Annotated in this window: 8 protein-coding genes; 1 reads left to right on the forward strand and 7 read right to left on the reverse strand. The window is 47.4% G+C overall.

Features of this window, described 5'->3' with window-relative positions; genetic code table 11:
• Positions 1-28: 28 nt before the first annotated feature.
• Positions 29-1558 (reverse strand): glycoside hydrolase family 43 protein, encoded by a 1530-nt coding sequence (locus J0A67_RS15750; protein WP_206570322.1) that lies wholly within the window; start codon positions 1556-1558, stop codon positions 29-31.
• A gap of 36 nt (positions 1559-1594) precedes the next feature.
• On the reverse strand, positions 1595-2641 hold the full coding sequence (locus tag J0A67_RS15755) for a family 43 glycosylhydrolase (protein WP_206570323.1): 1047 nt from the start codon (positions 2639-2641) through the stop codon (positions 1595-1597).
• Between the two features lie 86 nt (positions 2642-2727).
• Here J0A67_RS15755 and J0A67_RS15760 point away from each other — a divergent pair, with 86 nt between their 5' ends.
• On the forward strand, positions 2728-3852 hold the full coding sequence (locus J0A67_RS15760; protein WP_241265207.1) for a serine hydrolase domain-containing protein: 1125 nt from the start codon (positions 2728-2730) through the stop codon (positions 3850-3852).
• 83 nt (positions 3853-3935) lie between these two features.
• Here J0A67_RS15760 and J0A67_RS15765 read toward each other — a convergent pair whose 3' ends face one another.
• From J0A67_RS15765 to J0A67_RS15785, 5 genes are all read right to left on the reverse strand, one after another.
• Entirely contained in the window at positions 3936-4457 is a 522-nt protein-coding gene (locus J0A67_RS15765) for an AAA family ATPase (protein ID WP_206570324.1), read from the reverse strand.
• On the reverse strand, positions 4444-5061 hold the full coding sequence (gene pnuC / locus J0A67_RS15770) for a nicotinamide riboside transporter PnuC (protein ID WP_206570325.1): 618 nt from the start codon (positions 5059-5061) through the stop codon (positions 4444-4446). Before pnuC ends, J0A67_RS15765 begins: the two co-directional genes overlap by 14 nt.
• Before the next feature lie 86 nt (positions 5062-5147).
• Complete coding sequence (locus J0A67_RS15775; protein ID WP_206570326.1) at positions 5148-6707, reverse strand: hypothetical protein; 1560 nt, start codon at positions 6705-6707, stop codon at positions 5148-5150.
• Positions 6704-8509, reverse strand: a complete 1806-nt coding sequence (locus J0A67_RS15780; RefSeq protein WP_206570327.1) for a hypothetical protein — start codon at positions 8507-8509, stop codon at positions 6704-6706. The genes J0A67_RS15775 and J0A67_RS15780 overlap by 4 nt, the downstream gene beginning before the upstream one ends.
• A gap of 63 nt (positions 8510-8572) precedes the next feature.
• The gene (locus tag J0A67_RS15785; RefSeq protein WP_206570328.1) at positions 8573-13687 is read right to left on the reverse strand and encodes an adenylate/guanylate cyclase domain-containing protein; all 5115 of its coding nucleotides are present in this window, start codon (positions 13685-13687) and stop codon (positions 8573-8575) included.
• Positions 13688-13891 lie beyond the last annotated feature (204 nt).

A 13891-nucleotide genomic window follows, 5' to 3' on the forward strand; every position in this document is an offset into this window, starting at 1 on the left:
TTATCGAATTCCCGTAAAAAATAATGCCTCAATAACTGATCTTGACCGACCTAAAGTGTGCGGTGGACTCGGGACTTCCCTTGGCCACCAAACCCAGTCGAAAACCCATGCCCCATGGCACCAGGTGCCGTACGTCCTGTTCGCTACCGATTAACTCCATTTTTCCATCAATCAGCGTTTTGGCCTGTAGGCGATAGCCATCTTTGATTTCCAGGATCAAACCAATGGCTTCATCCTGAATTTCTTTACTGGAAATTTCCCTTCGCTTTCGATCAATACTTTCCCAGAGCACGAGGCGGTTTCCCTTCACCGAAACGCCAATTCCCGCCACTGGGGCGCCAAAACCATTATTTGCGCCGCCAATCAGCGCCAAGCCTGCTTCGGCCTGTGGGTCGGGTATGACCGTCACTTCGTATCGATAGTCCAGGGACTTGGTGCCTTGGACAAGCAAGGTCCCCAGTTCCTCATTCTCTTCTGATGCTTGGAGGTACAGGCCCTTTTCGTCGGTGCTATAGTTGATCTTCTGTGTCACCCTCCACTGCCAAATCGGGTCCAAGCCTTTGGAGAAATCATCTTCAAAGTCCAGGGAACTCAGCTTACGGTCATAGGCTGCCTCATCGGGTAGGATAGGCCAAAGATCCTCGGTCCAGTGCATTTTTTCCAAGACTCCCTGTCGTCCTACAAACACACTTCCCTCCGTATTGTACGCGTGATAGAGCAGGAAAAACTCTCCGTCCTCTTCGATCACCGTGCCGTGTCCGGGACATTTCCAGCTTGCATTGTCTACTTGGATGGGGTTTTGGCCAAACTTTTCCCAAGGACCGAGCAGCGCTTTGCTTCTCGCCACACCCGTGACGTAGTCGCAGTCAATTTCACAGCAACCTCGAGCGGAATAGGTCGCATAGAAGTAGCCGTTTTTGCGGAAAATGGCCACTCCTTCGACCAGTCCCCCTTCCCAAGGCTGATCGTTTTCAAAGAGCTTTGTCTTGTCACCGATGAGCTGGGTGCGGTCCTCATTGATCTCCTGTGCCCATATCGGCGTTTTCTGTCCACGCGAGTTGCCATCTTCTTTCCAGAGCAGGAAGAGCTTTCCGTGTTCATCCCTTGTCTCAAATGCATCGATAGAGCCGAGCTCTTGGGCTACCAAAGGCCCATGGTCACGAAACTTCCCAATCGGCGAATCCGCACTCGCCACGGCTACACTCAGGCGATTGGTGTTTTTGTCCCGGGCTGTGTAGTAGGCGTAGAGCTTTCCTTGCTTCTCATCGTAGGATAGTTCGGGTGCCCAAAAGTTGTTTTTTGCCCAAGCTGGAGCTCCTTCGGGAAAAACATAATTCACTACCTCCCAGTTGATCATATCTTTCGACTGGAAAATGGGGAAGAGCGGTGCCCATTCGTTGGAGGTGGCGGAAGCGTAGTAAAATTCGCCAACCTTGATCAACGTGGGATCGGGTCGGTCTCCCGCTAATACTGGATTTAGTAGGCCTGGCTGTTGAGCATACACCGACCTGAGAAAAAAGGAAAAACAAATAATCGCAGAGAGAAGAAATCGGGTCATTTTTTGGGTATTGTTTAGTATTCGATTTGATATAAACTATCGTCCAAAAACCGGGGCGGCTGTGCTACCTGATCCCGGTACTTGATCGGCGACCGAGGGCCAACCCTCAGTCCAGATCAGCGGATCCAAAAAAAGTGCTCTCCGGTTGGTTCCGTTGGCGAGTTTGGGCTTGGAGAGGTATATGCCGTGATACATTAGCCAATCCTGACCCTGGTTGTCCGTGATAACTTCAGCATTGTGGCCCGGCCCCGCTACGCCGTGTTTGCCAGGACTTCCTTTCAAAACCAGAGATCCGGATTTTCCATCCAAAAGCTCGGCTCCCGATTTATCCACATAGGGTCCTGCCAGCTTTTCAGCCCTTCCTACCAGGATGCGGTAGGTGGAGTTTGCGCCTTCGCAGCAGGTCCCAGCAGAGCCGAAGAGATAATAAAATCCGTTCCGCTTGTAGATATAAGCAGCTTCCAGGTGATTTCCTGCAATTTGGACTTTATCACCGACGGCCTTTTTCCCATCTGGAGAAAGCTCCGTCAAAAATAGCCCGTGAAAACTTCCCCAAGCCAAATACTTTTTCCCACTTTCTTCCAAATAGAAGGGATCGATTGAGTTTTTCACCCCGATCTCCTCCGAAAAAAACACCGCTCCCTGATCCACAAAAGGACCCTCGGGCGAGGCTGATTTCGCCAGCCCGATTCCCGGATTAGGATCGCCCCAAGTCGAAAAGGAATAGTACATCCAAAATTCCTCCTCGACCTGCGTCACGTCCGGCGCCCAAATACCCCCCTTCGGCTTCCAATCCGGCTTCTTGTCAAAAGCGTCCCGCCGATACTCCCAATGAACCAAATCTTTGGATTTCAAAACAGAAACCAGATGGTAGCCACCTTCCTCTCCCCAATTGTCCTCTGTGCCATAGGCGTAAAAGCTATCGTCCACACGGATCACGCTGGGATCTGCCAAGACCGGCTCAAAAACGGGATTCCGGTAAAAGGTCGTATCCGAGGAATTCGGGTCATCTGTTTGGGCAAAAGGCTCTCTTCCAAAAGAGAGGACAAAGATGCAATAGGCAAACCAAGCAAAAAGGTGCATTTGAAAGGGTTTATGTCAAAAGTCGAGCGAAGCTTTCGCGGTAATTTAAAAAACCGAGGGGACTTTTTCGGATTACCAATCCAACAATGGTATCTTTTATTCGCAAACTCTCCCTTCATGCCATGTACATCCACCGGCCTATACTACTGTTGATCTTTTTTCTCATTTCTGTTTCCCCAACATTTTCGCAGGAAAAAATCCTTCAGAATGCCCTGAGCCAAGCCGAGTCAAACGGATTTTCGGGGGTGGTTTTGGTAGCTGAGAACGGGGAAATCCTTCTGGAAAAAGCCATTGGCTACCGCTCTTTTGAAGAAAAGGTTCCGCTGCAAAACCGCGATATCTTCGAGCTTGCCTCCGTATCCAAGCAGTTCACCGCCATGTTGATAATGATCTGTAAGGAAAAAGGACTGCTGGACTTCGACGATCCGGTGGAAAAGTATCTCGAAATCCCCTACGCAGGCATCACTATCCGCCATCTGCTCACCCACACCAGCGGCCTGCCCGACTATCAGGACATCATGGACGAGCATTGGGACAAAAGCAAGGTCGCCGGTAATCCCGAAATCCTGGAATACCTCAACCGTTATGCGCCACCAAAGCTATTTGAGCCCGGTGAAATGTACCAATACAGCAATACTGGCTACGTTTTATTGGGAAGCATCGTGGAAAAAGCAAGCGGCAAGGACTTCGTAGAACTAGCTAGAGCATGGATTTTCAGGCCGCTGAAAATGGAGTCGACCGATATCCGAAGCTTGGAGGAGAAAGTGTCCGTTGTCAACTTCGCCGCAGGACATCTCAAAGACAGTCTGGGGAATTATGTCAACGCAAACAAGTTCCATGACTCGGACTACACCGTCTGGCTGGGAAACCGAAAAGGCCCCGGCCGAGTCAGTAGCAATGCCGAAGACCTGCTGAAATGGGATCAGGCGCTCTATTCTCAAAAGTTGGTGAAAAAGGCTACGCTGGATGAGGCGATGGCGCCTTTTATCCTAAATGATAACCGGCGCAGCTACTATGGGTTTGGCTGGGAGATAGACCCCAAAAGCCCTTTCGGCAAGATGGTGCTTCATACCGGTGACAATCCTGGGTACAAAACCATCATCGTGCGCTTCATCGAAGACAAAAAAACCGTTATCGTGCTGAACAACAACTACCATCCCGATCAGATGCGGATCGTCGAGGCGGCGACATTGGCATTGGGAAAGTGGTGAGAAGTAGGGAAGCCCGAAAAGGAAAAGACACCGCACTTGACGAATACTAGCCGAAACAAAATAGCTCTTGCGGTAGGAGTGTGTCAAAGCGACTGAAGAACCGCTATGGCTTTTTCCCGTCGCGCATTGCGGTCGCCTGAAACGACTGCATAGAGAAAGCCGCTCACTTTTGCCAGATTCAGGTATTTTTCGAAGAAATACTGGCGCATCTCCAGCTCCGGATATTCCCTCATTGGGTCGGGTGTCCAGGGCAAATCGGTGTCCGTCAGCAAAATCAAATCATACTTCCGCTCCGCCATTTGATCCAAAACCCAAGGATCCGTCTTTCCAAACCTATGCTCCGACCAAATGTGGATCACCCTTAGATCGGTGTCGACAAAAAGAAATCTCTCGGCCTTTTCGGCAAGCAAATCCTCAGAGGCCACTTGTCCTCTTCCAATCTCCGAAAGATCCTCGTATCGGTAAGGCCGCTCGATTTTTTCCAGATATTCCCTGGCAAACTCCGGCACCCAAGGTTCACCAAAATGCTTGGCCAAGTCCTCTGCCAGTGTACTCTTGCCGGTCGATTCCGGCCCCAGGATAAGGATGCGTTTAGGATTGGACATGGGTTTTGGCAGATTTGATCCACGCGATCAGTCCGAGAGTGGCGAGGATGGTAAAAACAAGATACTGGAAGGATGTGAGCAACAAGCCCTTGTAAAAATAAAGGGGTATCGCCACTAGGTCAGTCAGCAGCCAAAAGTACCAGTTTTCGACTTTCTTTTTGGCCATCAGCCACATGCCCACAAAGGCTGAAGCTGTGGTGAAGGAATCCCAGTAGGGCACATCACTATCGGTGAAACGAGCCAAAACCTGGGAAAGCACGGCATAGGAAGCCACAAAGAGAAGCGCTGAATAGCCCCAACCCTTGCCGGATAGCCAGGTCACGGGAAGTTTGGCTTGATCTTCTTTGGGATGAGTCCAGACATACCACCCGTAGATTGACATACCAAAATAGTAGGCATTGATGCCCATGTCGGCGTAGAGCTTATATTCAAAGCATATCCAAACGTAGATCGAAGTAGAAATCAAGCCTGTCGGATAGACCCAAATATGCTCGCGCATGGAGTAGAAAACCGAGGCAATCCCAAAAAAAGCGGCGATTCCCTCCAGCCAAGTCATATTGCGCAGCCCTTCGGCCAGTCCGTCCAGAAGAAATTGGAAATCCATGGCCCGAATTAGCGAAATTTTGGGTCAACTCAAGAAAGGTTCGTAATAAAGATCCGCTGGGGGAAATTCTCTTTTCCCCCCAAAAATCAACGGGGTAGTTGAGTCAAAGGGGAACCATCTCGAGCCTTTGTCGCAAAACTAGCTGGTATTGCAGCTGCTGGTGTTCTGGTCACATAGACTGCAAAAAGAGAATTTGATACAAATGTCCCATGATTTGGCTGCAGAGGTAAGGGAAATTCCGCTTCGATACCTCCGTAGATATACCCCACCAAAACTCTACTTCCTTCCGGGAAATTATTGAGCTGCAATACTCCATTGTCAAAAGCCTGTCCATTTGCACTCAAGGCCGGATTTTTGATAAATGGAATGCTGGTGCCCAAGAGTCGGTTGTTTTGTATAGGTTCCGGTAGAATGAATTCCTGATAAGTCCCATTGGAAGATCTCTGGAAGGTGCTGACATCCGACACAAAGGGAAATCCGTCATTTCTCCCCTGAACCGTCACAGTATCAAAAGCTGCCTTTTGGGCGGGAGTTTGGTGATAATAATAGGCGCTGATTCCCCCAAATAAGGTATGATAGACGGATGTATCCTCTTCCGAAGCGTAGTAGATCGGAATTACCGGACATTCGTACTGGCTAAATCTCTGATGAACAGTAGAGTCCATGCTCACCGATCCGGGTCCTGAAATATAGATGGGGTAATCATACGCGCCAATTATCCCTGGCTTGAACACACCTCCCAAAGCCATAATGATTGGCAAACTTGTTTTGGGGTCCACACTTTCAAAAATGTTTCCATCTCGCCGGTGAAATGGTTGGTCTGCTCCTGAATTGGTCCCTGCTCCGTAAACAGATATTTTTAGAGTTTGGGGATCAAGCCGAAATGTCCTGAATTGATTGGAATATTCTTGGGTAAAATCCGATCCTCCAAAGGCCCGGTATTGTCCGTCAAATCGCTGTCCAAAGACCAGGTAAAAACTCCCGTTGAGCATCAATAATTCGCCCCCTGTAATGGCCAACCGATCATCGTTGCCGATACTCATCAGGGACTGAATTGTCTGAGCATTTGCTCCGCTTTTAATGGCGTTTGCCAAGTCCTCCAAATGAAAACGGATGACTGTTCCAAAGGTCTTCATGTTACTTCCATCTGATTTCCAACCATAGCCGCCCACCACATACATTTGACGGGTACTTTCATCCAGATAGGATTGAAGGTTAGTGGACTGAAGGGGAGCGGAATAATCCCCGCTCAACTGATTGACATCAAATGACCATTGGTCGCCTGAGTTGGGGTCGATGACAAACAAAAAATTATTTGCGCTGTCTTTTACAAAGTTTATTCCCGGAGCGCCATTAAAGGTGTGAAGCCCCTGTCTCCTCCCCCCGGCGACTAATAACTGTCCATCCTGGGTGACCGCACTGACGTAAGACTGCAGCCTAGGCAAATCCGGTTTTCCGGTAAAGGTTTTCTCTTCAAATTCAATAGTGAAAGGAAGAGCCCCTGCAACGGCGTTTGAATCCAATAGCACTGCAAGATTCTCACTTTGAATTTCTTTTTCAGAATCGGAATTTTCTCTTGGTGAGCAGCTGGAAAATAGAGCCATTCCCAATCCAAGCGATAGAATAAAGGCTAGAAAATTTTTCATGAGGTAGGAGGGACAATGGGTGTTTGGATCAAATTTTTGATATAATGAAAAAGGGTCATCTGCTTGGCAGGAGAAAGATCTCTGGTGACCGGCATGTATCTGGGATCGGTAATATCCCGGGACAAATAAAACCCAATAGCACCTCGTTCAATCCCCAAGGGTCCATTTGGAGGGGGAACTTGATAAGCCTGCCAGGGTGGATTGAGCGCAAAAGTCTGAAAGGTGGGGAAATCGCTAAAATTGATCTTTTTGTTCATCCCCGGAAACAGTTTGACATACCCAGCCAAAATCTCCTGAACGTCCTCCCAGGTTGGGTTTTCATTTACCTGGTAGTCCGACCAAGCCAAACAGGAGATTATAGAACTTTGGGAAGGGGAAATGGGTACAGGCTCAGCTGGATCATATAGATTGATGAAGTAGAGTTGTCCATCCAAGAGTGGAGTTCTAAAACCAGGATCTTTGAGAATTTCGATGGTCACTGTCGCATACCCATTGCTATCCGTGGGAGAAATACTGGCAGAAATAGCACCAATAGCTTGCGGGGTATTTCCGGGATTGCTTGGTGGCACTGTGGCTCCGGGTGTATCCCCGTGGACACTGATGATGTCCAGTTTCAGCTGTTTTCCAAGCAATGGTTTGCACATTTTACTGACAAAAACCTTGGTGGTGGCGGTTGTCCCGGGAGTACCTGAGATCCGAATAGGCCTAACCTCTACCTCAACATTTGTTTGGTCGACATTTTCACTGAAAACCAAAGAGGGACCAATGTCCGTCCTTGACATGGTCAGCTGAATTTGTGAATTCTTAGCCAAAGCCAATTGCTCATCTGTCAAGGGGATCTCCACGATATGAGAATATAGGTTGTAACAGAATTCCGAATAATCCACATTCCCCAGAGATACTTTATCTCCTTGTTCGGGTACAATCCAGGCAGTCAAATTTCCCAAATCCACAGGTGCTCCTCCGGCATTTTGTCTGCAAATGCCATTGGCCAAATCCAGAATCAGAAGTTTTCTGGAAAAATCGACGACAAACTGGACGTTGTTAAACATGGGCCAGTTCCAGGGATTGGATTTGTCCTGAGCTCTTCCCCACATCCATCTTGCTCCGGCATTGTATCTGGGTTCATTTCCGAGGACAGGTCCCAGGGAACCTGTTATTCTCCCTGTTTGGTAATTTTTGTCCTCGGGAACATTTCGATAGCCATCTACCACAAACCTCATAGAGATCAGGTAGTTCCCGTCCTCTAAAGCAGTCCTTTCCCTAAGCTGCTGGAGAATCGGTGAAGTCGAATCTTCCGGCCAAGAACCTTGAGGGATTCTGATGACCGACTGAAAAATCCCGCAAGCATTCATATCTCCGCCGAAACTATCCATCAGGTAATCTGAGTCCTGCCAGCTGCGGGTAGCCAATACAGACACCCACCAGAGCTGGTTGAGCACGGCAGGATCCACTACTCCGGTCAGACTAACAGTAGACGAAATCGGAATACTGACCTGCATGCCGTAAATGGTCGGAACCCCTTGTTGATAGACATCCAGATCAGCGATTTTGGCAGGAGAGGGAGTATTTGTAGTCATGAATGGCATATTGACTATCGGGTCAGCCACCTCTCCGTTTTGCCCAATGGTAGAAACTACGGTACAATTCTCCAATTTAAACTGGTGCAATCCGTCCGGATTTTGCCAGGGTGATGGAGGGTCGTCACTCACAATGTAATGGGTGGGGTCGTTGTTAACAGTGGAAGGATCCGTGAAAAACCTCCCGTAAAAATTGATTCTGGGATAACTGAGATAGCTCATTATTTATGGGTTTTTGGTTTACAAAACTTCAATCTTTCTACCCAAGCATTTCTGAGCTTGGGGTCATTTCAATGGCTCCACAAAGTACATTTCCACTTGCCCCTTGTTTTTTACTTCTATCTTTCCCCTGGGAATAAATCTGAACCGATCCTCAATCAGCCGATAGGTATCGCCACTGATGTTTATTTTCCCGGCTTGGCCGCTGGTTTCCATTCTGGAGGCGATATTGACGGTATCACCCCAGATATCGTAGGCAAACTTTTTGATCCCAACAATCCCCGCGATCACCGGCCCAGAGTGGATTCCTATCCTCATGGAGATATCGGGGGCGCCTGAACTTCGTTTTTCGGTTTGATTTTTTCGGATGAATTCGTTGATCTCAAAAGCGGCCAAAATGATGTTTGACACGTCAAACTCCTGATTTTGATTCAATCCTCCAGCACACATGTAACTATCCCCGATCGTCTTGATTTTTTCCAAGCCGTACTTATCCATTATCCGGTCAAACTCGCAGTAGAAATAGTTCAATTCAGCCACCAAATCCTCCGCGGAAAGTTGCTCTCCGATTTGTGAAAAATTGACAATATCCGTGAACATCACGCTGACATTGGTGAAATGTCGCGCTTTAAACTGTCCCTGATCAATCAACTCTCTGGCTACGTCAGGGGGAAGAATATTCAAGAGGAGCTTATCTGCCTTTTCCTTTTCCTCATGGAGCTGCTTGGTTCGAAGTCTGACTTTATCCTCCATGTTCTGGTAGAGCAGGGCATTTTCCAGAGAGATGGCCATTTGACTGGATAAAATATTTATCAGATCGAGCCTTTCTTTGGTAAATGCTCCCTCGATCAGGTTGTTTTCCAGATAGATGATTCCTGTGACTTCTCCTTTTTTGACCAGAGGAACGCACAAGATGGATTTCAATGCTTCTTTTTGGATGTAAGGATCCCGAGAAAATCTGGCGTCTTTGCTGGCATTGTCCAAAATGATGTTTTCTTTGGTTTTGGCCACAAAATGAATTACCTCTTTAGACAGTTCGGTGAAATACATCAGCGGGAGATTGTTAAACAGCTTCGGCTCCGGATCTTTGGTACAGGATTCTGATTGTACGAGTAGGTCTTGCCCATTTTTGAATAGAAACACCATCCGTTGAGCACCGGCATTTTCTATGATGATCTTCATCAGCGTTCTGAGAAGATCTTTTAGCCGGATTTCTTGGGAAATGGCCTGCGTCGACTTCATTACCGATCTCAGATCCAGTTCTTGGGTAGAAAGATCCCGTTTGGATTTGTCTCCGGCATGCATACTCGTTCCGAATTTGAGCTCTTTCGGAGAAAAATCACCGAACGATCTTTTAGATCCCATCAGATCGACTATTCCATCGGCTCCCAATAAATCATATTGGTATTCTGCATCATTGAGGTGAATGGCCGCCATTTTCTTTTGCCCCGATTCCAGAAACAACTCAAAAAGCCTTCGGTTTGCCAGAGCCTGAATCTGCAGATAATGATACTGTTCTGCAGCCTCCAAGGCTTTGTAATAATGTGATTGGGCCAGATCGGTCCTACCCTTTGTTTTGTTCAGTTCAGCCTCGAGCAGGTGATATTTATGTTCGAAATTATCCGGACAGTGCAGAGAGTAGGTTGTGAATTTCCGGACTATCCCCTGGAGTTTTCTGCTGGCCTTCAACTTTTCCAAACCAGTCAAATCCGGAATTCTGGCAGCCAAAATCAGCCCCTGATAAAAATAATGCTCGGCTGTATGAAGCATCCCCGGGGAATCTTTGAGATAAGTCTCGGAAACCAAAGCTATCTCCTGTGCTTTTTCATATTGCTCCCAGAGATACAGCGTCTGCATCTTGTTGATAAAATAGAAATGCGCAAAGTGCCTGGAATTGAAATGAGCTAATTTGTCCACGTACTCGTCTTCCTTGAATTTCCCGTCCGTGAAGCTCGATATATCTTCTGTCTGCCCTTTTAGATTATTGATCGCTTGAACTACAGCGTTCTGGGTAAGGATTCCTTCCTCGGACTGGATTCTCCGTAAATAATCCAGGAAAGACTTGCTGGTTTCCATGACCGTCTCAAACGGAACTCCTCGCATAAATTGACTCTGAAGAGTGGCGCAAATCGCACAGCTGGCGTGAAACTGATCTCCAGCTTCCAGTCCCGCCTCATAGGCTGTCTGCCAATTTTGCTCCATTTCCAAGGCGGGTCGTCGCCATGGGATGGAAAAGTAACCCGTTACAAAATAGGCTTCCGCTCTTCCGCCGTAATCATGGTATTTTTCAATCAGTTCCAAGATCAGCTTTCCAAACTTGTAACCGGTGGTCCTGAATCCCAAAATCCCACTGTGAAAGACCGAACCGAATCCAAGATATCCCACAAATGCCCCGGAGGTATTGCCATGCTTCAGACAAAGATTCACAATGACCGCACAAAGCAAAACGCAGAGTTCGGGCCGTATCTGAAAAGCTGACTGTCCCGCAGCAGCCATGACCAAAATGGCTGTTTTGAGTTTTTCGTCCCGCATTTCTGGCAAGTCAATCAATTGATTTACCTCCCTTCGCCCCTTGAAAACCTTGTACTTTGCGAACTCAATCAACAACGCCGGAGCTGAAAACCTTTCCGGAATTGCCACTCCCAAATCCGCGGAGGCTTCCCGACACGCCTGATAGGCTGCCTCGAAGTTTCGGATATTGTTGTAATACTGGATTTTGCGGATCATTACCCTAGCTTTTTCCAGGACGTTGTTGGAAAACTGGAGAGCTTTGTCAAAGTATTCCTCGACAGATTGATTGTTCCCTGTCAAATGTTCCGCTTCCGCCCGATAGAGGTAGAGGTCTTTTAAAATACTCCCGTCCATCTCCAGGTGGCCTTCTTCGATCAAATCCATCCCAGATTTGATGTAATTCAGAAAGGATTCGTAGGCATTGGCATTTTTTGAGCGGATTCCAGCCGCAAGATTGAGACGTACCAGCCGCTTAAGTGTCTCTTGGTTTTGGATCAGGCTTTGGGCAAAATTGAAATGATCTGTGACGGTGTAGATAAAGTCTGTATGCCCTATCTCTCCCAATTTGGAAGAAATGCTTTCTGCGATGGCCAGGCGAATTTGCTTTTTTTCCCGATCGGGAAGCATTCCCAAGGCGGCTTGTTGAATTTTGTCATGTTGAAAAATAAAATCTCCCTCACCGAATCGTTCGCGGCTCTTGAGATTTTCGATGATACAAAGCTTTTCGGCCAGTTTGAGCTGCATTTCCAGCTCTGCTTCCGGTATTTCCAACAAAACACTCAGGATTTCGATCGAAAAAACTGTTCCGACACAGGAGGCAAATTTTAGAGTAGTCTGAACTTCCGCTGGCAGCCGGTGAAACAATTCGGCCATCAGCTCCACGACATTGTCGCTGATTTTCACTTCTAGAGCCTTTTTGGCATGATAGGTCCAGTGATGGGTCGCGGGAGATAGGTAAATGGCCCCGTTTTCAAATAGAGTCAACAGGCATTGTCGTATAAAAAAGGGATTGCCCAAAGTCTTTCGAAAAACTATCTCCGCCAATTCTGCGCTCTGAGATAGGGAAATCCCCAAAGAATCCCCGATAATCTGCTCGACCGAAGTCAGCGGAAGTGGCTGAAGGTCTATCTCCGTAATCCTGAGATCATGGTTTTTCAACCTATCCTTCATCAGCATCATCGGATGGGAAGGGGAGACTTCATTTTCCCGGTAGGCACAAATCACCAGAAGATGACTCAACCCTGGATCTTCTAGCGTGGTCTCCAGCCATCTTCTGGTGGTGGTGTCCAACCACTGCAAATCATCCAAGAAAATGCAAAGAGGATGATCTTTTCTCGCAAATGCCCTGACAAAACTGTTGAAAACCTGATCGAATCGATTCTTTGATTCTGCTATTGGCAATGGGGGTATCTTTGGCTGGGGGCCGATTAGCCGCTCTAATTCGGGCATGATTTCCAAAATCAGTTGCCCGGAACTCCCAATAGCCTTCATCACCAAGGTTCTCCAATAATCCTGCTGCTCTTCGCTGAGCATCAACACCTGACTCACCAGATCATTCAGCGCCAACAAGAGCGAACTAAGGGGTGGGTTCTTGCGGTATTGCTCGAATTTTCCCGACACAAAAAATCCTCCAGTCGAATCTAGATGTTTTTGAAACTCCCGTACAAAGCTCGACTTGCCCACACCGGAATATCCGCTCACCAAGACCAATTCTGCTTTGCCTTCGCGTGTCCGCTGAAAGACCTCCCCCATTTTTTCGAGCTCTTCCTCACGCCCGTACAGCTTTGAAGAAATCTGAAACTGATCCAAATGATCTTGACTTGCCAGTGGAAACGGCGTTATCCTCTGATGGGAATGATACTCTTGTTGGCAAATTTGGAGATCATGGAGCAGTCCCGAGCAGCTTTGGTATCGGTCTTCGGTGTTTTTCTGAAGCAGTTTGAGAATGATTCGGTCGAAGATTTCCGGTATATCTGGCCGGAGTCTTTTTGGAGATTCGGGCAATATTGCCAGATGCGCGTGCATCAATTCCAAAGGGTCCTGAAGCTGGAAAACCGGCCTTCCAAGGAGCATTTCAAAACATATTGCCCCTAGGGAATACAGATCCGACCGATGGTCGATAGGCCTGTTCATTCTGCCGGTTTGCTCTGGAGAAAGGTAATGAAGCTCCAATTCCAAGGCTTCGCTCACATTGGAAAAATTTAGATCCCGCCCTCGCTCTATCGCATATTCAAACCCCCATACCTTGACCTCCCCATTTCCTTGGATCAGAATATTGGCCGGATTTAGATTCTTATGGATGATATTTTTGCTGTGCAGATATAATACCGCCTGCGTGATGCCAATCGCAATGGCCAAAAACTCACCAATCGGCAGGGGGCCTTTTTTCAGATGGATTTTTAAGGAAACACCGCTAACTCCCTCATTGACCAACACGGGAAGATTTTCATGACTTTCCAGGCTCAGCGGTTGGATAATATTGGGATGAGAGAGCTTCGACAAAATCGAAAACTCGTGCTTCATATGATTTAAATCCCTAAAACTGGGATAAGGAGAGCGGAAGGTTTGAATGGTGACGGGTTGAGAATCCTCCAGTCTGTTTGCCTGATAGACAATATACCTGGAGCTCTCCCGCACCTTGGAAATCATACGGTAAGTCGAAATGGGCATTTAAAAATGACTAAGTGATAACCTTCTAAAAATTTTCAGATTCTAATAGAATTTTGAAAATCAGCTCTTTAAAATACAAATTTTATTCGTTTAGTATAACATTTCTGCGACTTATAAATCTTTCTTTTGTTAAGCTGGCTAAAACTCAACCAAGAGAAGTAAAAATCCCAGCAAGCATGTAGAGCGGCTGGCACTTTCCTGCTT

The organism is Algoriphagus aestuariicola, from assembly GCF_017254835.1.
In the GTDB taxonomy this organism is placed as follows: domain Bacteria; phylum Bacteroidota; class Bacteroidia; order Cytophagales; family Cyclobacteriaceae; genus Algoriphagus; species Algoriphagus aestuariicola.

Excerpts from the sequence above, each read along its gene's own strand:
- J0A67_RS15750 (WP_206570322.1), bottom strand. The coding sequence starts at position 1,558 with ATGACCCGATTTCTTCTCTCTGCGATTATTTGTTTTTCCTTTTTTCTC.
- J0A67_RS15755 (WP_206570323.1), bottom strand. The coding sequence starts at position 2,641 with ATGCACCTTTTTGCTTGGTTTGCCTATTGCATCTTTGTCCTCTCTTTT.
- J0A67_RS15760 (WP_241265207.1), top strand. The coding sequence starts at position 2,728 with ATGGTATCTTTTATTCGCAAACTCTCCCTTCATGCCATGTACATCCAC.
- J0A67_RS15765 (WP_206570324.1), bottom strand. The coding sequence starts at position 4,457 with ATGTCCAATCCTAAACGCATCCTTATCCTGGGGCCGGAATCGACCGGC.
- pnuC (WP_206570325.1), bottom strand. The coding sequence starts at position 5,061 with ATGGATTTCCAATTTCTTCTGGACGGACTGGCCGAAGGGCTGCGCAAT.
- J0A67_RS15775 (WP_206570326.1), bottom strand. The coding sequence starts at position 6,707 with ATGAAAAATTTTCTAGCCTTTATTCTATCGCTTGGATTGGGAATGGCT.
- J0A67_RS15780 (WP_206570327.1), bottom strand. The coding sequence starts at position 8,509 with ATGAGCTATCTCAGTTATCCCAGAATCAATTTTTACGGGAGGTTTTTC.
- J0A67_RS15785 (WP_206570328.1), bottom strand. The coding sequence starts at position 13,687 with ATGCCCATTTCGACTTACCGTATGATTTCCAAGGTGCGGGAGAGCTCC.